A 22,669-nucleotide genomic window follows, 5' to 3' on the forward strand; every position below is an offset into this window, starting at 1 on the left:
GGCCCCGGCGAAGCCGGCCGCCCCGGCGCCACAGATGCCTGCGGGCGCCGAAGAGGTGCGTCTGAGGGGGGTGGCCGCCCGGACGGTCGCCAACATGGAGGCGAGCCTGGAGGTGCCGACCGCGACGAGCGTGCGCGCGGTCCCCGCCAAACTGCTGATCGACAACCGCATCGTGGCGAACAACCACCTCAAGCGCGGGCGCGGCGGCAAGATCTCCTTCACCCATCTCATCGGCTACGCCATCGTGCAGGCGCTCAAGGCGATGCCGGAGATGAACAACAGCTACGCCGTGGTCGACGGCAAGCCGGTGCTGGCCAAGCCCGAGCACATCAACCTCGGCCTGGCGATCGACCTGAAGAAGGACGACGGCCAGCGGCAGCTCGTGGTGCCGAACATCAAGGCCGCCGAGACCCTCGACTTCCGCCAGTTCTGGGCGGCCTACGAAGAGGTCGTGCGCAAGGCGCGCAACAACAAGCTGACCCTGGAGGACTACCAGGGCACCACGATCAGCCTGACCAACCCGGGCACGATCGGCACGGTGCACTCGGTGCCCCGCCTGATGCCGGGCCAGGGCTGCATCATCGGCGTGGGCGCGATGGAGTACCCCGCCGAGTACGCGGGCGCCTCACCGGACACCCTCTCCCGGCTGGCGATCAGCAAGATCATGACGCTGACGTCGACGTACGACCACCGGATCATCCAGGGTGCGCAGTCGGGTGACTTCCTGCGCCGGATCCACCAGTTGCTCCTCGGCGACGAGGGCTTCTACGACGAGATCTTCGAGGCACTGCGGATCCCGTACGAGCCCGTGCGGTGGGTGCCGGACATCAGCGCCACCCACGAGGACGACGTCGCCAAGATCGCGCGCGTCCACGAGCTGATCCACGCCTACCGGGTGCGCGGCCACCTCATGGCCGACACCGACCCGCTGGAGTACAACCAGCGCCGTCACCCCGACCTGGACATCCTCCAGCACGGGCTGACGCTGTGGGACCTCGAGCGCGAGTTCGCCACGGGCGGCTTCGGCGGCAAGCCGACGATGAAGCTGCGCGACATCCTCGGGGTGCTGCGGAACTCCTACTGCCGCACCGTGGGCATCGAGTACATGCACATCCAGGACCCCGAGGAGCGGGCCTGGATCCAGGACCGCGTCGAGGTGCCGCACGACAAGCCCTCCCGCGAGGAGCAGCTGCACATCCTGCGCCGGCTCAACAGCGCCGAGGCGTTCGAGACCTTCCTGCAGACCAAGTTCGTCGGGCAGAAGCGCTTCTCGCTCGAGGGCGGCGAGTCGCTGATCCCGCTGCTCGACTCGGTCATCACCGCCGCCGCCGAGTGGCACCTCGACGAGGTCGTCATCGGCATGGCGCACCGCGGCCGGCTCAATGTGCTGGCCAACATCGTCGGCAAGTCCTACGGGCAGATCTTCGGCGAGTTCGAGGGCAACCTCGACCCGCGCAGCGCCCAGGGCTCGGGTGACGTGAAGTACCACCTCGGCGCCGACGGCGACTTCATCGCCCCGGACGGGGCCAAGATCCGCACGTCGCTGGTCGCCAACCCCTCGCACCTCGAGGCCGTCAACCCGGTCGCCGAGGGCGTCGCCCGCGCCAAGCAGGACATCCTGGACGTCGGCGAGGGCGGTTTCACTGTCCTCCCGGTCCTGCTCCACGGCGACGCGGCCTTCGCGGGCCAGGGCGTGGTGGCCGAGACCCTCAACCTGTCGCAGCTGCGCGGCTACCGCACCGGCGGCACCGTGCACATCGTGGTCAACAACCAGGTCGGCTTCACCACCGCGCCGGAGTACTCCCGCTCCAGCGTCTACTGCACCGACGTGGCCCGGATGATCCAGGCGCCGATCTTCCACGTCAACGGCGACGACCCCGAGCAGTGCTTCCGGGTCGCCCAGTTGGCCTTCGAGTACCGCCAGGCGTTCAAGAAGGACGTCGTCATCGACCTGGTCTGCTACCGGCGGCGCGGTCACAACGAGGCCGACAACCCCTCGTTCACCCAGCCGCTGATGTACGACCTGATCGACGCCAAGCGCTCGGTGCGCAAGCTCTACACCGAGGCGCTGATCGGCCGCGGCGACATCACCGTCGAAGAGGCCGAGCAGGCGCTGCGCGACTACCAGGAGCAGCTGGAGCGAGCCTTCACCGAGACGCGGGAGGCGCTCAAGCGTCCCGCCGAGCCAGGCTCGGTGGTCAAGCCGGAGGCCGAGGAGCGAATCCCCGTCGACCACACGTCGGTGGACAGCGCGATCTCGGACGAGACGGTCAAGCGGGTCGTCGAGAGCCAGCTGAACCTGCCCGAGGGCTTCACGCCGCACCCGCGGCTGCAGCCGGTGCTGGGCCGCCGCGCGCAGATGATCGAGGACGACGCGATCGACTGGGCCACCGGCGAGTTGCTCGCGTTCGGCTCGCTGCTCATCGACGGCCACCCGGTGCGGCTGGTCGGCCAGGACAGCCGCCGGGGAACGTTCGGTCAGCGGCACGCGGTGCTCGTCGACCGTAAGACCGGCGAGGAGCACACGCCCCTGAAGCAGTTCGGCCAGGGCACCTCGAAGTTCTACGTGCACGACTCGCTGCTGTCGGAGTTCGCCTCCGTGGGCTTCGAGTACGGCTACTCGCTGGTGCGCCCCGACGCCCTGGTCGCCTGGGAGGCGCAGTTCGGCGACTTCGTCAACGGCGCCCAGTCGATCATGGACGAGTTCGTCTCCTCGGGCGAGCAGAAGTGGGGGCAGCGGTCCTCGGTCGTGCTGCTGCTGCCGCACGGCTACGAGGGGCAGGGGCCCGACCACTCGTCGGCGCGCATCGAGCGCTTCCTGCAGTTGTGCGCCCTGGACAACATGACGGTGGTCTACCCGACCAACCCCGCCAACTACTTCCACCTGCTCCGCTGGCAGGCGCGGTCCGGGCGCCGCAAGCCGCTGATCGTCTTCACTCCGAAGTCGCTGCTGCGGCACAAGGGCGCCACCTCGCCCACGTCGGCGTTCACCACGGGCGCGTTCCAGCCGGTGATCCCGGACGCCGCGTCGCTCGACGCCTCGAAGGTCAAGAAGGTCCTGCTCACCTGCGGCAAGATCTACTACGACGTTGCCGCGGCGCGCGAGAAGGTGATGGCCTCCGGGTCGGCCGACACCGCGATCGTGCGGGTCGAGCGCCTCTACCCGCTGCCGATCGACGAGATCAAGGCGGAGCTGGCGAAGTACCCCTCCGACGCCGAGATCGTCTGGGTGCAGGACGAGCCGAAGAACATGGGGGCCTGGCCGTTCATGGCCCTCGCGCTGCCGCCGCACCTCGACGGACGTCAACTCGCCCGCGTGTCCCGGCCGGCGAACTCCTCCCCCGCGGTCGGATCGGCCAAGCAGCATGAGCTCGAGCAGAAGGCCCTGCTCACCCGGCTCTTCGGAGAGGTGTAGGGCCTCCGCCCCCCTTTCCTCGTCTCTCCGCCGTGATCTTGCAGTTGTTCGCGCGAATGACTGCAAGATCACGGCGGAGTCGTCTTCTGGAGGCGTCATGTACTTCACCGACAGGGGCATCGAAGAGCTCGCCGACCGGCGCGGCCCCGATGAGGTGACCCTTGCCTGGGTCGCGGAGCGGTTGCGGGAGTTCGTGGATCTGAATCCCGAGTTCGAGACGCCCGTCGAACGCCTCGCCAGCTGGCTGGCCCGCCTCGACGACGAGGACGATGATTGATCCCAGCGAGGCGCTCTGGACCGGAGGAGGCCCGCCCCGAGCCGCCGAGCGGAGCAAGGCCATGGACGCAGCGAGAGATCGATCTTGACTTGACGCAGACGCGATATATCGTTTTTCCTGAGGGGTCGTCGAACGGGAAGGCGGGCGTGATGTCGCGGTGGACGATCGACAAGGCCACAAGCCTCGACTTCGACGGGGTCGTCGCTCTCAAGGTGGTGATGGTGAGCGGGAAACTCTCCGTGCTGGCCACCGGTCAGAGGCCCTCGGTACAGGTCACCGAGGTCAGCGGGCAGCCCCTCAAGATCGACCATAACGCCGGCATGCTCGGCATCACCCACGACAACGCCCTCTGGGAGGGGCTCCGCTCCTGGCTCGGCGCTCAGCGGTGCAGCGCGGACGTCACCGTGACGGTGCCACCCGACTGCCCCGTCCACATCGATCTCGTCGGCGCCAACGCCGTCATCACCGGCCTGACGGCAGGGGTGTCCATCAGGAGCGGGACGGGGGACGTCACCCTCGACGGCGTGACCGGGCGGATCGCGGCGAACACCGTCTCAGGGGCGGTCGAGGCACAGCGCCTCGACGGCACGGTCGACTTCACCTCCGTGTCGGGCGACCTCGCCCTCGCCGGCGGCTCGCTCGACCGGCTCACCGCGCGTTCGGTGGGCGGGCGGATCGCGGCCGACGTCGACTTGGCCGGCACCGGCGAGGTCCAGGTCAGCACGGTGACCGGCGAGGTCACCCTGCGGCTCCCCGCGTCGGCGTCGGCTCAGGTCGGCATGAACACGGTCGGCGGCCGGATCGACAGTTCGTTCACCGGGCTCGACGAGGCCGGCAGACCGATGTCGAGGAACGTCACCGGCACCCTGGGGGACGGGGCGGGAGACGTGACGGTCAACACGGTGTCCGGCGACATCACGCTGCTGAGCCGCCCGGATGATGACGCTCGCCATGCCGGCGAGCCCGATGTGGAGGTTTGATGTCCCCCGTCTTCGGCCACGGCCGCCTGCGGCTCTACCTGCTGAAGCTCCTCGAGGAGAGCCCTCGCCACGGCTATGAGGTCATCCGCCTCCTGCAGGACCGCTTCCTCGGGATCTACTCCCCCTCCCCTGGGACGATCTATCCCAGGCTCGCCCGGCTCGAGTCCGAAGGTCTCGTCACGCACGAGGTCGTCAAGGGCAAGAAGGTCTACCAGCTCACCGACAAGGGGCGGGCCGAGCTGGAACGGCGGATGGACGAGCTGGCCGACCTGGAGGAGGAGATCTCCGCCTCGGCCCAGGAGTTCGCCCGAGGAGTGCAGCAGGACGTCCGCCAGACCGTACGGTCGCTGCGCGAGGAACTCACCCAGGCGGCGCGCGAGATGCGTGATCAGGGGCGGACGACGGCATGGCAGGCGTGGCGGGACAGTACCGAGCGGCAGAAGGAGGAGTGGCGGCGGCAGAAGGGCCACTGGCGCGAGCAGGGGCAGGCGCTGAAGGACGAGTGGCGCCAGAACTGGGAGAACGCGTGGCGCTCGGTGCGGACGGCCGACACCGCGACCGGCGACCCTCAGCTTGAGTTCGAGCAGGCCCTGCGCCGGTTCGTCGAGGACGCCCGCCAGGAGGCGTGGGGCGCACACGCCGACGAGGAGACGCTGGCCGCCGCCCGCGCGCTGCTCGAGGAGACGACCGAACGCCTGCGCACCGAGATCTTCCGCCGTCGCATCGACGAGGGCTGAGCCCGCCCGCGAGCGGAGCGAGGGGCGCGGTGTCGTCTGGACTGAGGAGCGGCGGGAGCTTGCGACCAGAGCGACGAGGGAAGACGGCACCGTACAGACGCCCCGAGCCGCCGCGCCGCAGGCGCGGCCATGAACAGAGCGAGGCGGTCGACACCGTCAGGGAGTGAAGACCACCTTGCCGAAGAGCTCGCCGTCCGCCATGGCCGCGAAGCCCTCCCGCGCCTTGCCGAGCGGCAGCGTACGGTCGATGCGCGGCCGCACCCCGGTGGTCACGCAGAAGCGCGCCAGCCGCGTGAGCTGGTCGCGAGTTCCCATCGTGGAGCCCACGACGGACAACTGCAGGAAGAACACCCGGGTCAGCTCGGCCGGCGGCATCGGCCCGCTCGTGGCACCGCAGACGACGATGCGCCCGCCGGGCCGCAGCGACTTCACCGAATGGGCCCAGGTGGCCTGGCCGACCGTCTCCATGACCCCGTCGACCCGCTCGGGAAGCCGGGCTCCGGACTCGAAGACGGCCTCGGCGCCCAGTTGCAGGGCTCGCTCGCGCTTGGCCTCACTGCGGCTCGTCGCCCAGATCCGATAACCGGCCGCCGACCCGAGTGCTATCAGCGCGGTGGCCACGCCGCCGCCCGCGCCCTGGACGAGCACGGTCGAGCCGGGCTGCAGGCCCGACTTGTCGAACAGCATGCGGTAGGCGGTGAGCCATGCCGTCGGAAGGCACGCCGCCTCCTCGAAGGAGAGCGCCTCGGGCTTGGGCACCAGGTTGCGGCGCGGCACCGCGACGCGCTCCGCGAACGTCCCGTCGTAGGTCTCCGACAGCAGCGATCGTTTGGGGTCGAGCGTCTCGTCCCCGCCGCCCCGGTCGGGGTCGCCGATCACCGAATGCACGATGACCTCGTTGCCGTCCTCGTCGACCCCGGCCGCGTCGCAGCCGATGACGAGCGGCAGTTGCTCCGGGCGCACGCCCACGCCCCGAAGCGTCCACAGGTCATGATGGTTCAGTGCGGTGGCGCGCACCTCGACGGTGGTCCATCCTTCGGGCACCGTCGGCTCGGGCCTTTCCCCGAGTTCGAGTCCGTTGAGCGGATTGTCTGCGTCGATCCGGGCAGCCGTGACAGCGAACATGCCGTCAGGGTAGACCGCGACCGTGTTACCGCGCGCCGCGGGTCAGCGTGCCGCGGGTCAGCGTGCCGCGGGCCGGACGTTCTCCACCTGCACGTCACGCCGTACGGCCCGGACGAACCCGGTGTCACCGGCCGCCCACACCCGCATCGAAGATCCCTTGCACGACGTATCGGAGGCCGCGACCTCGAGGTATCCGGCGAGCGCCCACGACTCCCGGCAGTGCGACACGGGCTCGAAGATGACCACGCGGTCGGCGTAGGACCCGATGGTGTGGCCGGGCATCATCCCGCGCCCGAACCGCAGTTGCGGCCCGCTGTGCGGCCGCCAGAGCGTCGCGGTCTGTGACCGCGGGCGTTCGTCCGGCGGCGGGACGAAACGCAGCGGGCCGGTGCCGCGAAGGACCAGAAAGCCCTCGGCCGTGACGCTCCCACGCAGGTTGGCGGCCCACGCCTCCTCACGGACGGCACCCATGCGATCGCCGCGCCTGGTCTGCACGCCGACGGTCCAGCGGCCGAAGGTGAACACCAGGTAAGGGGACATCGGGCCTCCCGCGGGCGGCGGCACGACCGATACCCGGGCGTCGCCCCCACCGGGCAGTTCGCCCGTCGACGGACCCCCGCCGGCGAACCAGGCCGGTCCCGGCGGCGGTGCGAAGACCGGCCGCAGGCAACAGTCGGCATTCAGGTCCCCGTCCCCGTTCTCGTTCCCGGTTCCGGCACCGGCGAGGTATGCGGAGGCGTGCGGGCGGACACCGAGCTCCGCCAGCTTCAGCTCGGCGGGATAGCTCACGTCCGCCGTCGACCCGTCGGGGAAGATCAGGTGCAGCGACGTTCGTCCGCCCTCGCCGCGGCCGGGGGGCACGAGACCCCACGGCGGCCCGGCCACGGCCGGCGGGCCCGACGGGGACGGCGTAGGTCGGCCGGGCATCGGATCCGCCCCATCATCACCTCGTGCGACCGTGACGACCGCTGCGGCGGCCACGACGACCACCCCGAGCCAGGCGACCCATGGCCTTGGCGCGCGAGCCCTGTCCGCGCCCAGCACCTCACGGCGTTCTTCCGGCATTTCCGGAACGTATCCACACTCGGACCGGTCTCGCCAGAGACGCCGGCGACGCGAGTGCTTCGTCGGAACGCCGTTTCGGTGTCGCTTCGAGGTCGCCCGGTTACCCACGGACCCTGTTACGGTCCCTCCCAGGTCGGTTCGGGCATCTCGGTGGCGCCGGAGCCGGTCAGTTCCTACGATCTTCCGAGATCGGGGATCACGTCTCCGTCCAGAACAGGAGCGCCGGTGGACCTATACGACCCCCGCAAGGGTCCGCTACGACGGGCCGTCAGTCCCGTCATTCCTGTCTTCGCCGCCTTCTGCCTCACGGCGGTCCTTCCCGCCGCCGCGCTCGCGGCGGCCCCGGACCCCGGCGTCGAGAAGCTCCAGGCCGAGGCCGACACGCTCAACGGGCAGCTCGAGGTCCTCACCGAGCAGTACAACGGAATGCGGGTGCGCCTCGACCAGTCGAAGCGCGCCGCCCGCACCGCGAAGGTCGAGGCCGAGCTCCAGCAGCGCGGTCTGCGCGCGATGCAACTGCGGATCCGCCGCCTCGCCGCGGTCTCGTACATGAACGGCAGCGCCGACGAGAGCACCGCCGCGTTCGTCGGCGCCGCCGATCCGCAGGACCTGCTCGACCGGGCCTCGGCACTGCGGTACTTCGCGGTCCAGGACGCCGGCAGGGTACGCGACCTCGGCATCGCCACCCAGGCGGCGGCGCGCGCCGAGCGGACCGAGAAGGCCCGGGCGGCCTCGGTCGAACAACTCGCCGAGGACATCGACGCGAAGAAGCGGAGCATCGAGTCACTGCTCAAGACGTCCAAGGCGCGGCTCAAGGCGGCGGCGAAGGCCGCCAAGGGCGACAAGCCGGACGGCGGGACGGGGTCAAGCCCCACGCCGACCGCCTCGGCCCCGGAATCCGGTGAGTCCGGACTGGCCTCGGCGAAGGCCCTCGCCGCCGTCAAGGCGGCCAGGACCAAGCTGGGGGCGCCGTACCTCTTCGGGGGCGGCGGGCCCAAGTCCTTCGACACCTCGGGCCTGACCAAATGGGCGTACAAGCAGGCCGGCGTCAACCTGCCGCACCACACCGGCAGCCAGTGGACGGCGGGAACACAGGTCACCCAGAGCGAGATGCTCCCTGGTGACCTGGTCTTCTTCTACGCCGATCTGCGTCACGTCGGTATCTACATCGGCGCGGGCGAGATGATCCACGCACCTGAGACCGGTGACGTGGTGCGCATCGCCCCGATCGCCGAGCTGCCGTTCGCCGGAGCCGTACGAGTCGCCTGACCGCCGCCGGCCCGCGCCCCTGAGCGGGGACGCGGGCGACGGCGGAACTCCCGGTATTCGAAGGCAGGTGCCGAACGCCCAGGCGCTGAACGGCAGATTCAGATCCGGTTGACGCCTTCCGCGCGCGCCTGCGCCGAGACGGCCTGGATGACCGCCGGCGCGACCCGATCGTCGAAGGGGCTCGGGATCACATAGTCGGCGGTGAGATCGTCCCCGACCACCCCGGCGAGCGCCTCGGCGGCCGCGAGCTTCATGCCCTCGGTGATCGTGTGCGCCCGGACGTCGAGCGCGCCCCGGAAGATCCCGGGGAAGGCGAGCACGTTGTTGATCTGGTTCGGGAAGTCGCTGCGGCCGGTGGCCACCACGAGGGCGTGCCGCCGCGCGTTCTCGGGATGGATCTCCGGCGTCGGGTTGGACAGCGCGAACACGATGCCGTCGCCGGACATCGCGGCGATCGCCTCCTCCCGCACCGTGCCGCCGGACAAGCCGATGAACACGTCCGCGCCCTGCAGCGCCTCCTCGGTCGACCCCGTGAGCCCGGCCTTGTTGGTGTCGGCCGCCAACGCCTGCTTGATCGCGTTCAGGCCGTCCCGGCCGTCGTAGATCAGCCCCTTGCTGTCGGAAACGGCGATGTCGCCGATCCCGGCGTTCAGGAGGATCCGCGTGACCGCGACCCCGGACGCGCCGGCCCCGGCCACGACCGCGCGCATGGCCGACAGCGGCTTGCCCACCAGGCGAGAGGCGTTGCGCAGCGCCGCGAGCACCACGATCGCGGTGCCATGCTGATCATCGTGGAAGACCGGGATGTCCAGCGCCGCCCGGAGCCGGTCCTCCACCTCGAAACACCGCGGTGCGCTGATGTCCTCGAGATTGATGCCACCGAAGCTCGGCGCCATCCGGATGACGGTCTCGACCAGTTCGTCCACGTCAGTGCAGTCGAGGCAGATCGGCACGGAGTCGACACCGGCGAACTCCTTGAACAGCAGGGCCTTGCCCTCCATGACCGGCATCGCGGCGGCCGGGCCTATGTCGCCCAGGCCGAGCACCGCCGTGCCGTCGGTGACCACCGCCACGACCCTGGAGACCCAGGTGTAGTCGTTGACCAGCTCCGGCTCCTCGGCGATCGCGCTGCAGACGCGGGCCACGCCGGGGGTGTACGCCAGGGCGAGATCGTCCTTGTCGCGCACGGCGACCGTCGAACGGACCTCCAGTTTGCCGCCTCGGTGCAGCGCGAAGGCGGGATCGGCATCACGATCAGCGGTATTCGGAAACTCTTCGGTCACAGCGACCCCTCGGCTAGATTGCGGGCTCGGGCAGACGACTGCGCGGTGGCACCGGTCGAGGTGGCGGAGGCAGGCGGTCGTCTCTCGAAGTACGGGGGTCGCCCGTTTCCCGATTGTGGCATACCCGACCTCCGAGACCGGGCGGCCGGAAGGCACCAGCGGCCGCGAATCCGTATGGACATCCCGTCCAGCGGCGAACGGCCGCCCGGGAGCAGTGCCTCGTGCACGTCTACTGAGCAGGTAGGTTTTTCCGGGAGAGACCTGTTGTCCGATTGTGTCGCATCCTTAACCAGCTCCAACGCCGGTGTCAGCCAAAATGTCCATCAAACATAGGATCCGTTTCTCGATCTTCGAACAACGTTCGAGCTCTACTGGGAGGACCCGCATGCGAATCTGGCCCGGATCGCGCGATGTAAAGCCAGAGCATGGCCGCCGTCCGCGAGTTCTCGCGCTCGGAGTGGCCATCACCGCCGTCGTCCTCGCCTCCGCCTGTGGCAGCAGCGACTCCGGTGACTCGAGTTCCCCATCCGCGGCGCCGCCCGCCGCGGCGGGCGTCAAGCTCGTCACGCCGGGCAAGCTGAAGGTCTGCACCAACGTGCCGTACCCGCCGTTCCAGTTCCCGCAGGGCAACAAGACGGTCGGGTTCGACGTCGACATCGTCGACCTCGTCGCCAAGAAGATCGGCGCCCAGCAAGAGATCATCAGCATGGACTTCAACGTCATCAAGAGCGGGGCGGCGCTCAACGCCAACCGCTGTGACGTGGCGGCGGCCGGCATGACGATCCTGCCCGAGCGCAAGCAGAACCTCGACTTCTCCCGCCCGTACTTCCCCGAGTATCTCGCCCTGATGACCAAGAAGGGCGCCGGGGTCAAGACGGTCGAGGACGCCAAGGCCAAGGGGCTCAAGGTCGGAGTGCAGGCAGACACCACCAGCCTGGACCTGGCCAAGTCGAAGGGCTTGACGCCCACGGAGTACAAGGACTCCGGGAAGGAGCTCCTCGCCATACAGTCCGGCGCGATCGACGTGGCGCTGCAGGACCTGCCCGTGGTCAACGACTGGATGAAGAATCCCGATGTCTCGTCCAAGTTCGAGGTCGCGGCCGAGATCAGCACCGGTGCCCAGTACGGCATCGCGGTGAAGAAGGGCGGCAACCCGGCGCTCCTCAAGCTGATCGACGACACCATCACCGAGGCGATCAAGGACGGGACCTGGACCAGGATCTACAAGCAGTGGATCGGTTCAGAGCCCAAGTCGATGCCGGCAGACAGCTGATCTGACGCGATGGCGACGACGACGCACGAGCCCGTTCCCGCCGGGAAGTCCCCCGGCGGGAACGGGCTCAGCCCCAGGCAGCGGCAGCGGATCAGCCGCGCGGCCCAGTACGTCCTGTTCGTGGTGGTCGTGGCCGGGGCCATCGCGGTGGCGGACTGGGGCAAGATCCACGAGTACCTTCTGGACACCAAAGCGCTCGATGGGATGTTCCCCGACCTGTTCACGGTCGCGCTGAAGAACACGATCCTCTACACCGCGGCCGCCTACGTCGTGGGCTTCGTCATCGGGCTGATCATCGCCCTGATGCGGCTGTCGTCGGTGGCGCCGTACCGGTGGTTCGGCCTGGTCTTCATCGAGATCTTCCGCGGACTTCCCGCGCTGCTCATCCTGATCCTGGTCGCCTTCGGCCTGCCGATCGCCTTCCCCTCCTTCAGCAACCCGCCCGGCGGGGTCTACACCCAGGTGGCCATCGGGCTCGGCCTGGTCGCCGCCGCCTACATGGCCGAGACGATCCGGGCCGGCATCCAGGCGGTGCCGAAGGGACAGATGGAGGCGGCCCGCTCGCTCGGCATGTCGCACACCCGGGCCATGATCTCGATCATCATCCCGCAGGCGCTGCGGGTCGTGGTCCCGCCCCTCACCAACGAGCTGGTCCTGCTGTTCAAGGACTCCTCGCTGGTCTTCATCATCGGGGTGAGCGCCACCCAGATCGAGCTCACCAAGATGGGCGAGAGCTTCGCCACCCAGAAAGCCGACTCCACCCCGATCGTGGCGGCGGGACTCGCCTACCTGGTCATCACGATCCCACTGGGCTACCTCGTACGACGTCTCGAAGCCCGCCAGGTTAAGGCACGGTGAGCGCAATGACCCCCATGGTGGAGATCCGCGATCTGCACAAGTCGTTCGGTCAGCTCGAGGTGCTGAAGGGCATCGACTTCACCGTCGACCGCGGCCAGGTGATCTGTGTCATCGGCCCGTCCGGCTCGGGCAAGTCGACCCTGCTGCGCTGTGTGAACACGCTGGAGGCGCCCACCCGTGGCACGGTCGTGGTCGAGGGCATCGAACTCACCGACCCCGACGTGGACATCAATGCGGCACGACAGCGCGTCGGCATGGTGTTCCAGCAGTTCAACCTGTTCCCGCACCTCTGCGTGCTGGACAACGTCGCGATCGCCCAGCGGAGAGTGCTCAAGCGGAGCAAGGCCGAGGCCGAGAAGGTCGCTCAGGCGAACCTGGAGCGGGTCGGGCTGTCGGACAAGGTGCGCAGCTACCCCTCGCAGCTGTCCGGCGGCCAGCAGCAGCGGGCCGCGATCGCCAGGGCGCTCGCCATGGAGCCGACCCTGATGCTGTTCGACGAGCCGACCTCGGCGCTCGACCCCGAGCTCGTCGGCGACGTCCTGTCGGTCATGCGCCAGCTCGCCGACGAGGGCATGACCATGCTGGTGGTGACCCATGAGATGGCGTTCGCCCGCGACGTGGCCGACCGGGTGGTCTTCATGGACCAGGGCGTGATCGTCGAGGAGGGCCCGGCCGAGCAGGTCATCGGCGATCCGCAGGAGGAGCGCACCCGCGTCTTCCTGCGCCGCGTGCTCGACCCGACCCACGCACAGGTCGGCGAGGTCAGCGACCTGGAGGAGCGCCAGGTCGCCGCGAAGCACCCAGCCGAAAAGCCGCCGCCTCCGGTGAAGCCCAGCGGCTTCAACTGACGGCCTCCACGCGGGGGGCGCATGGTGCCGATTCACGGGTCGCGAGGCCGGAACCGTGAATCATTCGCAGGATGCGCCCCTCGACGACGAATGTGTCCGCCATTTCATGGCCCACGCGGACAATCTTCGACGAGAGGCCGAAACGAACCCGGGTCCACGGCGGCGGAACGTGCCATACTCGACGCACGGCAGGACTTTCGCGGTCGGGTCGACTCCGTAAGGAGCGCACGTGGACCTCGCCTCTTACGCAGACCTTGTGATCGAGCTTGTGAACACTCAGGATCCGGTCCAGGACTCGCTGCGGGATCTGGACTCGCTGCAGGAGCTGCTCAAGATCCGTCCACATCTCAGTGGCCGGGTGACCCGGCGTGACCTCGACGCGATGCGGGACCTGCGCTCAGAGCTGCGAGCGATCTTCACCTCGGCGGTCGCGGGCCACCACGAGGACGCCGTCGACCGGCTGAATTCGCTGCTGATCCAGCACCCCATCCATCCACAGGTCTCTGGCCACGACGGCCAGGACTGGCACCTTCACCTGACCGAGAGCGGTTCGGTGCCGGATCGCTACGCCGCCGGAGCGTCGATGGGACTGGCCGTCTATGTCAGCACGCACGGCATCGAGCGGCTGGGCGTCTGCCAGGCCCCGTTGTGCGGCAAGATCTACTTCGACACCACCGCCAACCGGTCGCGGCGGCACTGCTCCGACCGTTGCGCCGACCGCGCCAACGTGGCGGCCTACCGGGCGCGCCGCCGCGAGAACGCCGACGCCGAGATCGGCAGCCGGGAACGCGGCCGGTAACGCACCACCGCGCGGCCGACGATCAAGCGATCCGGCACGGCGTCGAAGTCCCAGCTGTCCTGTCGCCCGGGTGCCCGCTGGTTGTCGCTCTCGAGCCACCAGCCACGCTCTGTCCGGTGTACGGCCCGTTTGACGATCAACTGGCCCGGCCGCCCCGGATGCCATGCCACGACGACGTCGCCGACCCGCACCCTCAGCCGCGCCCGCGCCCCGGTGCGCACCAGCAGCCGATCCCCCGGCCGCAGGGCCGGCAGCATCGAATCGCCTGTGACCTCGAAGCTCCTCAACGGCGGACCTCATGCCATGACTCTGTGCTCGGCGGGAAAGAGCACCAGAGTAGTGTCAGTGCGTAGAGCATGATCCGACACCAGCGAAGGGACCGTGCAGGTGCTCGCAAACCTTCTACGTCCGAAGACCACCGTTTCCGCTCACTGTGACCTGCCGTGTGGCGTATACGACCCGGCGCAGGCCCGGATCGAGGCCGAGTCGGTCAAGGCGATCTGTGAGAAGTACGCAGGGAACGAGGACCCGATCTTCCGGGCCAGGGCCCTCAAGATCAAAGAGGAGCGCTCCAACCTCGTGAAGGAGCACCTCTGGGTGCTGTGGACCGACTATTTCAAGCCGCCGCACTTCGAGAAGTACCCCCAACTCCACGAGCTGTTCAACGAGGCCACCAAGCTCGCAGGCGCGAGTGGCACCAAGGGCAGTGTGGACGTCGACGTGGCCGACAAACTCCTCGGAAAGATCGCGGAGATCGATAAGATCTTCTGGGAGACCAAGCAGGCCTGAAAACCCTCTGCGGGGCCGGTTCCGCGGTGGCGGAACCGGCCCGCCGTGTGTGACACGACGTGCCGGACCTGCAAGACTGAGCGTGCCGAACATACGCATCGGACCGGTAAGACGGTAGTTTCGAAGCAGCGGACCAGCCCCCATAGGGAGTGACGTGACAGAGGAAACCGCTGCCATGCCAGCCAGTACGAAGTTGACGCTGCGTGACCTGGTGACCGTCCGGTTGCCGGCCGCGAGTGCTTATCTATCCGTCCTGCGGACCGCCACCGCGGGACTCGCCGCACGGCTCGACTTCACCCTCGACGAGATCGAGGACCTCCGCATCGCGGTGGATGAGGCGTGCGCGATGCTCCTCGCCCAGGCGGTTCCGGGAACCGATCTGGAGTGCGAGTTCGAGCTGACGGGGGACGCCATGCGGATCGCCGTCTCCGTCCTGACCGTCGACGGGCAGGTGCCCAGCCGAGAGACCTTCGCCTGGACCGTGCTGTCGTCCCTCGCGGGGGACGTCGATGCCCGGGTCGGCGCCGACGACCGAGTGACCGTGATGCTGCAGAAGCGCCGCGGTGCGGCGGGAGCCCCGTGACGGAGAAGACCACCCTGGCAGGCAACAGTTCCGGCAACGAGCGGGCCGAGACCGCGGTTCCGGACCGAACCCGTGCGCGCACGCTGTTCGAACGCCTGAACCAGCTTCCCGAGGGCGATCCGGAGCGTCAGCGCATCCGTGATCAGCTGGTCGAGCTGCATCTACCGCTGGTCGAGTACCTCGCCCGCCGGTTCCGCAACCGCGGCGAGTGGCTGGACGACCTCATCCAGGTGGCCACGATCGGGCTGATCAAGTCGATCGATCGCTTCGACCTGGAGCGCGGCGTCGAGTTCTCGACCTATGCCACTCCCACCATCGTCGGCGAGATCAAACGGCACTTCCGGGACAAGGGCTGGGCCGTACGCGTGCCCCGCCGGCTCCAGGAGCTCAAGCTCTCCCTGACCAAGGCGATCAGTGAGCTGGCCCAGCGCGAAGGACGCGCACCCACCGTCAGCGAGCTGGCCGAGCACCTGCAGATGAGCGAGGAGGAGGTGCTCGAGGGCCTGGAGTCGGCCAACGCCTACTCCACCGTGTCGCTCGACGCGCCCGACTCCGGTGACGAGGATGCCCCGGCGGTCGCCGACTCGCTCGGCATCATCGACGACTCGCTCGAGGGCGTCGAGTACCGCGAGTCGCTCAAGCCGCTGCTGGAGAAGCTTCCGGCCCGGGAGAAGAAGATCCTGTTGCTGCGCTTCTTCGGGAACATGACGCAGTCGCAGATCGCTTCCGAACTGGGCATCTCCCAGATGCACGTGTCTCGGCTGCTCGCCCGCACGCTCGCCCAGCTCCGCGAGGGTCTGACCGCCGACGAGTGATCACGGTCCGCGCCCGTCGCGGACCGTGAGTTCCGTCACTCTCCGTGCGGCTCTTCCTCGTGCACCAAGGCGTCATTGCTCGGCTTGCAGAGCACGAGAACGAGGGCCGCGACGGCGAGCACGATCAGCGGAACGCCGAGCGCGTACTGGTCGCCCTGGAGCATCGACACCGATACCGGCAGCGCGAAGAGCTGGGTCAACACCGCCGGCGAACGGCTCCACCGGTCCGCTCGCAGAAGCCCTCGGGCGACGGCGAGCATCCCACCGGCGGCCAGGAAGGCGAACAGGGTCACCCCGATCGCACTGGCCGGGTCGAGCGGCTTGCCGACGATCGCCTCCCAGCCCACGTACAGCCCGAAGCCGAGCGCGATGAGCCCTTGGGCCGCCTCGATGGCGGCTGCGGCGGTCAGGGTGATGGGACGTCCGGTCACACCGGAACCCTACTGCCCGCTCGCCGACGCCCCGACCCGGAACCACGGATACGCTGGCGCCGTGCGCGCCATGCTCATCGCCAACCCCAAGGCGACCTCCGCCTCCCGGCGGGCCCGTGACCTCTTCGTCCGAGCCTTCTCCGGTGAGCTCAATCTGGAGATCGCCACCACGGGTCACCGCGGTCACGCGACCCAGCTCGCCCGGAAGGCACTCGACGAGCAGTACGACCTCGTCATCACCCTGGGAGGCGACGGCACGGTCAACGAGGCCGTCAACGGCCTGCTGACGCACGGCCCCTCCCCCGACCTGCCCGCACTCGCGGTGCTGCCGTCCGGCAGCGCCAATGTCTTCGCCCGCGCGCTCGGACTGCCGAACGATCCCCATCGCTCAGCGAAGCTCATCCTCGGCGCCCTGCGGGCCGGCCGCTACCGCGATGTCGGCCTGGGCCTGGCCGATGATCGCTACTTCACCTTCTCGGGCGGAGTGGGGCTGGACGCCGAGGTCGTACGTACGGTGGAGGCGCTGCGCGATTCGGGCGCACGCGCGTACCCAACGCTCTACCTGCGGACCTTGTTGCGGCAGTTCTTCGCGGTCACCGACCGGCGCCGTCCGGCGGTGACGGTCGAACGTCCCGGCCGGCCGCCCGTGACCGGCCTGTTCCTCGCGGTCGTGTCCAACACGGCACCGTGGACCTATCTCGGCCCCTTCCCGATCAATCCCAGCCCGCTGTCGGACTTCGACTCCGGCCTGGCGGTCTTCGGCGCGAGAAGCCTGGATGTCCGGCCTGTGCTGCACGTGATCGGCCAGATGCTGCTTCCCGCCACGACGCCCCGGCGGGGCGGAGGCGGCGTCAGCCTGCACGATGCGGCAGAAGTCACCCTGCACTCGTCGCGCCCCGTCGCCTTCCAGCTCGACGGCGACTATCTTGGCGAACGCGAGGAGGTCGTGTTCCGCTCCGTGCCCAATGCGCTACGCGTAGTGGTGTGAGGCAGGGCGAGCGAGGCCGCTTTACCGAAGCGCAACAGGTTCGACCCGACCGTGTGACACATGCGACACCCATACTTTGAGAAAGTTTTCTCAAAGGTCTTGCGTCGTCATGGGCGGCCCTGACACGCTCAAAGTGCGCTGAGCGAACAGGGGACAGGATCTGCCGCCTCTTGATCGATAGCGCCAGACACCAAAACCTTCCTGGGATCACATATGCACATCCTGGGTGTTCATAAGATCGTGAAACCGTTCACAAGTGGAGTTACCGCTCCACGCTGAAGAAGGAGTGGCCGCATGGACTGGCGCCACCGCGCAGCCTGCCGTGACGTGGACCCCGAGCTGTTCTTTCCGATCGGCAACACCGGTCCGGCGCTACTGCAGATCGAAGAAGCCAAGCAGGTATGCCGACGCTGCACCGTCACCGAGTCCTGCCTTCAGTGGGCTCTCGAGTCCGGCCAGGACGCCGGCGTCTGGGGCGGCCTGAGCGAAGACGAGCGACGCGCGCTCAAGCGCCGCAACGCCAGGGCCAGGGCACGAGCCAACGCGTGACGTACGGCCGCACTCTGTTCATGGCCGCGCCTCCGGCGCGGCGCCTCACGGGCCTTTGACGGTGGTGTCTTCCCTCGTCGCAGCCGGTCGCTCGTACCTCGCGACCGGCTGCTCCTCAGTCCAGACGCCACCGGGCCCGCTCGGGGACCCTATCCAGGCCTAAGGCGTTCTCACCTCTCGTACGCCCACGTACCTCGCCATCGGATCGTTGATCAGGATTTGCGTAGGGCGTGGTCCAGGGGGAGGTCCAGGACGACCTCGGTGCCGCCGCCCGGTCGGGGCTGGAACTCCAGGCTGCCGCCCAGTTCCCCAACGATGAGGGTCCGGACGATCTGAAGGCCCAGGCTGGTCGCTGACTCCACGTCGAAGTCGGCGGGAAAACCCCGGCCGTCGTCGGCCACGACCACCGACAACCGTTCCTCGCCCCGGCTCGCCACCACCTCCAGTACGCCGTCGCGCTCGGGAAGCCCGTGCTCCAGGGCGTTCTGCAGCAGCTCGGTCAGCACCATGGCCAGCGGAGTCGCGATCACCGAGGGCAGCACCCCGAAACTGCCGGTCCGCTTGGGCGTGACCTGGGCCTCCGGGGACGACACCTCCCCGGCCATGGTGATCACTCGGTCGGCGATGTCGTCGAAGTCGACGAGCTCCTCGGGGGTGTGCGACAGCGTCTCGTGCACTATCGCGATCGAGCCCACGCGCCGTACGGCCTCGTCGAGCGCGGCCCGGGCCTCGGGGATCTGCAACCGCCGGGCCTGCAACCGCAGCAGCGCGGCCACGGTCTGCAGGTTGTTCTTCACCCGGTGGTGGATCTCGCGGATCGTGGCGTCCTTGGACATCAGCTCCCGGTCCCGCCAGCGCAGTTCGGTGACATCGCGGAGCAGCGCGATCGCCGCGATCCTCGTGCCGTTGACCAGCAGCGGGATGATCCGCAGCTGCACCACCGAACCGTTGGACTCGACCTCGGCCTCGCGCGGCGCGCGACCGCTGAGTGAGACCACCAGGGTCTCCTCGAGCGGCTCCCCGGTGTGGCACAGCTCCGCGGTCGTGTCGCCGAGGGACGTGCCGACCAGATCGGTCGCGAGCCCGAGCCGCCGGAACGCCGACTGCGCGTTGGGGCTGGCGTAGACGACGACCCCGGACTCGTCGAGCCGCAGCAGGCCGTCGCCGACCCGTGGCGACCGTACGAGGTTGGCCTCGGCGTCGGGTATCGGGAACCGGCCGTCACTGATCATCTGGGCGAGGTCACTGGCGCTCTGCAGATAGGTCAGTTCCAGCCGGGACGGCGTGCGGGCCGAGCTGAGGTTGGTGCTGCGCTGGATGATGCCGAGGATCTTGTCGCCGCGGCGGACGGGGATGGACTCCTCGCGCACGGGGATTCCGCTGCCCCACTCGGGATCGCCTTCGCGCACGATGCGCCGCTCTCGCCACGCGACGTCGATCAGCCCGCGCCGCCCGTTGCGCACGATCTTTCCCACCAGGTCCTGGGGATAGGCCGTCGGGCCGGTGGTCGGCCGCATCTGCGCGACGCACAGCCAGCTCGGCACCGTGTCGGCGGCCGTCCCCTGCATCGGTACCCAGAGCACGAGGTCGGCGAAGGACAGATCGGCGAGTAGCTGCCAATCGGACACCAAGGCGTGCAGCCATTCCAGGTCGGTGTCGTCGAGATCGGTTTGGTTCCGGACCAGATCCGTCAACGTGGGCACACGTCCATCATCGCAGGACGCCTTCCCTGCGATGATTCGGCAATGACGCTTGGGACGGTGGTGGCCGAGCCACGTGGCCACGGAGGTATGCGTACGAATGGCGCAGAGTGGGGCGTTTCACCCCCTCTCCGCGCCCGAGCGCCGTGCCTCACCACTCATGCCTTTTCCTTGGAGGTGGAACTCACAGTGATCAGGCGGGCTTTGGGGGAGGTCAGAGACGAGCTTGACCCGTACTCTGCTTAACATCGGGGTCAACCGGCGGTGAACATGAGGAGACTTGGTGACGGCTGAGCGGGCACCTATGGGGGACTTCGGGCAGGCTGCCCCCTTGCAGGGCCCCAGGATCCCGAAGTACTACAGGCTGAAGGAACTCCTGATCGATCTGACCCAGTCGCTCGCGCCCGGCAGCCCGTTGCCGCCCGAGCGGACGCTGGCGGAGCGCTACGGGACGTCCCGTACGACAGTGCGTCAGGCGCTGGCCGAGCTGGTCGTCGAGGGCCGGCTGCAACGCATTCAGGGCAAGGGCACGTTCGTCTCCAAGCCGAAGGTCTCGCAGGAACTGCAGCTCGTCAGCTATACGGAGGACATGCGGCATCACGGCCTGCATCCCGAGACCCGCATCCTCGACATCGGCTACGTCAGCGCCGACGAGCGTCTGGCGGCCCTGCTGGGCATCCGGCCGGGCGGCCGGGTGCTGCGGATCCACCGGCTCAGGCTGGCCGATGGCGAGCCGATGTCCATCGACACCTCACATCTGCCCGCCCGGCGCTTCCCCGGGCTGCGCAAGGAGCTCTCCCGGCATCGGTCTCTGTACGAGACGCTCGCGACCGCCTACGACGTCCATCTCGCGGAGGCGGAGGAGACGATCGAGACGGTGCTGGCCACACCACACGACGCGCAGTTGCTCTGCGTCGACGTCGGCCTGCCGATGCTGCTGCTGTCCCGGCACGCCTTCGACGCGACGGGCGGGCCGGTCGAGTGGGCACAGTCGCTCTACCGCGGCGACCGGTACAAGTTCATCACCCGGCTGCGCCGTCACCCCGACTAAATGTCTGCCGCAGGCGGCGCCCACCGGACCTGGGCGGACCTGGGCGGGCCGGGACGGCGCCCGCAGGCGGCCGTCCCGAGCCGGCCCACGTTCATGAACGTGCGAGGTCGGCGCAGGTCCTCTCGTCCGGCAGCAGCGGGCGGAGCCGGATGACGTACGTCCTGCCGCCGCTGAGCCACCGGGTGCCCGGCCGAGCCGTCCGGGAGAGCCGGGTCGCCGCCGCCACGTCCGGTCCGCTCACGACGGCACACCTGGCCCCGGCGGCCGGGACGCCCCGACCGATCGGACCCAGCGGCCAGCGTGCGGCCGACCGTTGCCCGTCCGCCGGATGCACCTCACTCGCCAGGAGTGCGAGCCGCTCGGGTTCGTACGGTCGCGCCGCGCCGCGCTGATCGCCCTCGGCCCACCGCCGAGGGTCGAGCCGCTCCCGCGCGAACCGTACGGCCGGATCTGACTCCCCGGAGCCCGCCACGACGACGTGGGTCTCCGCTCGCCCGAATGAGATCGAGAGCGTGAAGGCGTCGGCGACCCCGGGCTGGTCGAGCCTGCGCGGGCGGTCGAGGCCGATGGCCCGGGCGTCTTGGAGCAGACGCTCGTGCGCGACCGGTGTGAGCCGGTACTCCCGAAGCGCCGGGGCCGTCTCACGGTCGGCCGCGATGGCGCGCCCGTCACCGTACAGAGAGAAGTCCGGAGGCGTCGATGGCGCGCCCCGGCCGGCCAGGCCACCCGTCAGCCGCCACCTCAGGACCAGCTGGTCGGCGAACCGCGGTGCCGCGCCGTCGGCCGCAGGCGCGCCGGCCGGCGACGAGGTACGAGACGAGGGCACCGGTGGCGCGGACGTGGCGGAGCGCCCCGCAGGCTGCGGAGCCGCACCGCAGCCCATGACCAGTGCGGCTGCGATCAGTGCGAATGTGGTCACGTTGAGTGATATTAGTCGCAGGACGTTCACCTCTCATGGACCCGCCGCCGACCCGGCGGGTTCCGCGTGGTGGAGATGCCGTCCGGGCGGCGAATGGTGTTCCGGCGCGGGCCCACTCGGCGGCGCGCGCTAGTCTGCGGTGCGTGAGCGTGCTCGTGGTGACCGGTACCTGCACAGGCGTCGGCAAGACGGTCGTCACGGCGGCGCTCGCGGCGCTCGCTCGCGCCCGAGGTGCGTCGATCGCCGTGGTGAAACCCGGCCAGACCGGGGCAGGTCCGCACGAGCCAGGCGACCTGGATGACGTGGGCCGGCTGGCGGGCATCGGGGAACTCCACGAGTACGGGCGCTATCCCGATCCGCTCTCGCCCGCCGCGGCGGCCCGGCGCTCCGGCCTTCCCCCGGTGGATCTGGCGGAGGCGGCCGAGCGGATCGGCGACCTCGCGAAGACCCACCGGCTCGTGCTGGTGGAGGGCGCCGGCGGGCTGCTGGTCCGCTACGACGAGGAGGGCGGCACGATCGCCGATCTCGCCCATCGGCTCGGTGCGCCGATGGTGGTCGTCGTCCGGCCCGACCTGGGCACGCTCAATCACACGGCGCTGACGCTCGAGGCGATGGCCGGCCGCGGCGTCGAGCTCGGCGGCATAGTGATCGGCAGCTGGCCGGACGAGCCCGACCTGGCCATGCGCGCCAATGTCCGCGACCTCGAGACGATCTCGGCACGGCCGCTCGGCGGAGCGCTGCCCGCCGGCGCGGGCGCCCTCGACCCCACCGGGTTCCTGCGCGCGGCCCAGGGTGGCCTCTCCCCGGCGTTCGGCGGGACCTTCGACGCCGCCGCGTTCCGTGACCGCTTCAGTCTGCTGTAACGGCAGCGGATGACCGGCCGGCCCGGTGCCGATCGTCGTCGCACCGGCGGCC

The 22,669-nt window shown here is 69.3% G+C and carries 23 protein-coding genes; 16 read left to right on the top strand and 7 right to left on the bottom strand.

The window, feature by feature from the left end:
* The 4 genes from HKK72_RS15380 to HKK72_RS15395 all read left to right on the top strand — a co-directional run.
* On the top strand, nt 1-3,415 hold a 3,415-nt coding region (locus tag HKK72_RS15380; RefSeq protein ID WP_187235048.1), incomplete at its 5' end, for a multifunctional oxoglutarate decarboxylase/oxoglutarate dehydrogenase thiamine pyrophosphate-binding subunit/dihydrolipoyllysine-residue succinyltransferase subunit.
* 97 nt (nt 3,416-3,512) lie between these two features.
* Entirely contained in the window at nt 3,513-3,692 is a 180-nt protein-coding gene (locus tag HKK72_RS15385; protein ID WP_187235049.1) for a DUF6104 family protein, read from the top strand.
* A 149-nt stretch (nt 3,693-3,841) separates the two neighbouring features.
* A complete protein-coding gene (locus HKK72_RS15390) occupies nt 3,842-4,672 on the top strand; it encodes a DUF4097 family beta strand repeat-containing protein (protein ID WP_187235050.1) in 831 nt (276 codons plus the stop codon).
* Nucleotides 4,672-5,409: a PadR family transcriptional regulator gene (locus HKK72_RS15395; protein ID WP_187235051.1), complete on the top strand. Its 738-nt coding sequence runs from the start codon at nt 4,672-4,674 to the stop codon at nt 5,407-5,409. The genes HKK72_RS15390 and HKK72_RS15395 overlap by 1 nt, the downstream gene beginning before the upstream one ends.
* Before the next feature lie 156 nt (nt 5,410-5,565).
* On the opposite strand, the gene HKK72_RS15400 is transcribed toward HKK72_RS15395, so the two are convergent.
* Both HKK72_RS15400 and HKK72_RS15405 read right to left on the bottom strand, forming a co-directional pair.
* Nucleotides 5,566-6,534 carry a zinc-binding dehydrogenase gene (locus HKK72_RS15400; RefSeq protein WP_187235052.1) on the bottom strand — a complete coding sequence of 323 codons (969 nt, stop codon included), beginning with the start codon at nt 6,532-6,534 and terminating at the stop codon, nt 5,566-5,568.
* Nucleotides 6,535-6,591: 57 nt separating this feature from the next.
* Nucleotides 6,592-7,599, bottom strand: a complete 1,008-nt coding sequence (locus tag HKK72_RS15405; protein WP_187235053.1) for a hypothetical protein — start codon at nt 7,597-7,599, stop codon at nt 6,592-6,594.
* A 225-nt stretch (nt 7,600-7,824) separates the two neighbouring features.
* Between HKK72_RS15405 and HKK72_RS15410 the strand changes: the two genes are divergently transcribed.
* Nucleotides 7,825-8,868: an NlpC/P60 family protein gene (locus tag HKK72_RS15410; protein ID WP_187235054.1), complete on the top strand. Its 1,044-nt coding sequence runs from the start codon at nt 7,825-7,827 to the stop codon at nt 8,866-8,868.
* Between the two features lie 98 nt (nt 8,869-8,966).
* Here the strand turns inward: HKK72_RS15410 and HKK72_RS15415 are convergent, their stop codons facing one another.
* Nucleotides 8,967-10,151 carry an NADP-dependent malic enzyme gene (locus tag HKK72_RS15415; RefSeq protein WP_187235055.1) on the bottom strand — a complete coding sequence of 395 codons (1,185 nt, stop codon included), beginning with the start codon at nt 10,149-10,151 and terminating at the stop codon, nt 8,967-8,969.
* Between the two features lie 385 nt (nt 10,152-10,536).
* Here HKK72_RS15415 and HKK72_RS15420 point away from each other — a divergent pair, with 385 nt between their 5' ends.
* From HKK72_RS15420 to HKK72_RS42150, 4 genes are all read left to right on the top strand, one after another.
* Complete coding sequence (locus HKK72_RS15420; RefSeq protein WP_187235056.1) at nt 10,537-11,424, top strand: ABC transporter substrate-binding protein; 888 nt, start codon at nt 10,537-10,539, stop codon at nt 11,422-11,424.
* 9 nt (nt 11,425-11,433) lie between these two features.
* A complete protein-coding gene (locus tag HKK72_RS15425) occupies nt 11,434-12,282 on the top strand; it encodes an amino acid ABC transporter permease (RefSeq protein WP_187235057.1) in 849 nt (282 codons plus the stop codon).
* 5 nt (nt 12,283-12,287) lie between these two features.
* On the top strand, nt 12,288-13,130 hold the full coding sequence (locus tag HKK72_RS15430; protein ID WP_315987273.1) for an amino acid ABC transporter ATP-binding protein: 843 nt from the start codon (nt 12,288-12,290) through the stop codon (nt 13,128-13,130).
* Between the two features lie 229 nt (nt 13,131-13,359).
* Nucleotides 13,360-13,929, top strand: coding sequence for a CGNR zinc finger domain-containing protein (locus HKK72_RS42150; RefSeq protein ID WP_187235058.1), 570 nt, complete (start codon nt 13,360-13,362; stop codon nt 13,927-13,929).
* On the opposite strand, the gene sodX is transcribed toward HKK72_RS42150, so the two are convergent.
* Nucleotides 13,866-14,216, bottom strand: a complete 351-nt coding sequence (gene sodX / locus HKK72_RS15440) for a nickel-type superoxide dismutase maturation protease (protein WP_261986847.1) — start codon at nt 14,214-14,216, stop codon at nt 13,866-13,868. The two genes, HKK72_RS42150 and sodX, sit on opposite strands and share 64 nt — an antisense overlap.
* Nucleotides 14,217-14,316: 100 nt before the next feature.
* On the opposite strand from sodX, the gene sodN reads away from it, so the two are divergent.
* The 3 genes from sodN to HKK72_RS15455 all read left to right on the top strand — a co-directional run bounded on the left by sodN (nt 14,317) and on the right by HKK72_RS15455 (nt 16,116).
* The gene (gene sodN / locus HKK72_RS15445) at nt 14,317-14,718 is read left to right on the top strand and encodes a superoxide dismutase, Ni (protein ID WP_187235086.1); all 402 of its coding nucleotides are present in this window, start codon (nt 14,317-14,319) and stop codon (nt 14,716-14,718) included.
* Nucleotides 14,719-14,872: 154 nt separating this feature from the next.
* Nucleotides 14,873-15,301, top strand: coding sequence for an anti-sigma factor (locus HKK72_RS15450; protein WP_187235059.1), 429 nt, complete (start codon nt 14,873-14,875; stop codon nt 15,299-15,301).
* Nucleotides 15,298-16,116: an RNA polymerase sigma factor SigF gene (locus tag HKK72_RS15455; RefSeq protein WP_187235060.1), complete on the top strand. Its 819-nt coding sequence runs from the start codon at nt 15,298-15,300 to the stop codon at nt 16,114-16,116. Before HKK72_RS15450 ends, HKK72_RS15455 begins: the two co-directional genes overlap by 4 nt.
* A 35-nt stretch (nt 16,117-16,151) precedes the next feature.
* On the opposite strand, the gene HKK72_RS15460 is transcribed toward HKK72_RS15455, so the two are convergent.
* Entirely contained in the window at nt 16,152-16,547 is a 396-nt protein-coding gene (locus tag HKK72_RS15460) for a hypothetical protein (protein WP_187235061.1), read from the bottom strand.
* Between the two features lie 70 nt (nt 16,548-16,617).
* Between HKK72_RS15460 and HKK72_RS15465 the strand changes: the two genes are divergently transcribed.
* On the top strand, nt 16,618-17,535 hold the full coding sequence (locus tag HKK72_RS15465) for a diacylglycerol/lipid kinase family protein (RefSeq protein ID WP_261986852.1): 918 nt from the start codon (nt 16,618-16,620) through the stop codon (nt 17,533-17,535).
* Between the two features lie 294 nt (nt 17,536-17,829).
* Complete coding sequence (locus HKK72_RS15470) at nt 17,830-18,084, top strand: WhiB family transcriptional regulator (protein ID WP_187235063.1); 255 nt, start codon at nt 17,830-17,832, stop codon at nt 18,082-18,084.
* A 212-nt stretch (nt 18,085-18,296) separates the two neighbouring features.
* On the opposite strand, the gene HKK72_RS15475 is transcribed toward HKK72_RS15470, so the two are convergent.
* Entirely contained in the window at nt 18,297-19,787 is a 1,491-nt protein-coding gene (locus tag HKK72_RS15475) for a sensor histidine kinase (RefSeq protein ID WP_187235064.1), read from the bottom strand.
* Nucleotides 19,788-20,088: 301 nt separating this feature from the next.
* Here HKK72_RS15475 and HKK72_RS15480 point away from each other — a divergent pair, with 301 nt between their 5' ends.
* Nucleotides 20,089-20,835 carry a GntR family transcriptional regulator gene (locus HKK72_RS15480; RefSeq protein WP_187235087.1) on the top strand — a complete coding sequence of 249 codons (747 nt, stop codon included), beginning with the start codon at nt 20,089-20,091 and terminating at the stop codon, nt 20,833-20,835.
* 91 nt (nt 20,836-20,926) lie between these two features.
* Here the strand turns inward: HKK72_RS15480 and HKK72_RS15485 are convergent, their stop codons facing one another.
* Nucleotides 20,927-21,754, bottom strand: coding sequence for a hypothetical protein (locus tag HKK72_RS15485; RefSeq protein ID WP_187235065.1), 828 nt, complete (start codon nt 21,752-21,754; stop codon nt 20,927-20,929).
* Nucleotides 21,755-21,897: 143 nt separating this feature from the next.
* On the opposite strand from HKK72_RS15485, the gene bioD reads away from it, so the two are divergent.
* Nucleotides 21,898-22,617: a dethiobiotin synthase gene (gene bioD / locus HKK72_RS15490; protein ID WP_187235066.1), complete on the top strand. Its 720-nt coding sequence runs from the start codon at nt 21,898-21,900 to the stop codon at nt 22,615-22,617.
* Nucleotides 22,618-22,669 lie beyond the last annotated feature (52 nt).

This window comes from Actinomadura sp. HBU206391, assembly GCF_014323665.1.
GTDB lineage: Bacteria > Actinomycetota > Actinomycetes > Streptosporangiales > Streptosporangiaceae > Actinomadura_C.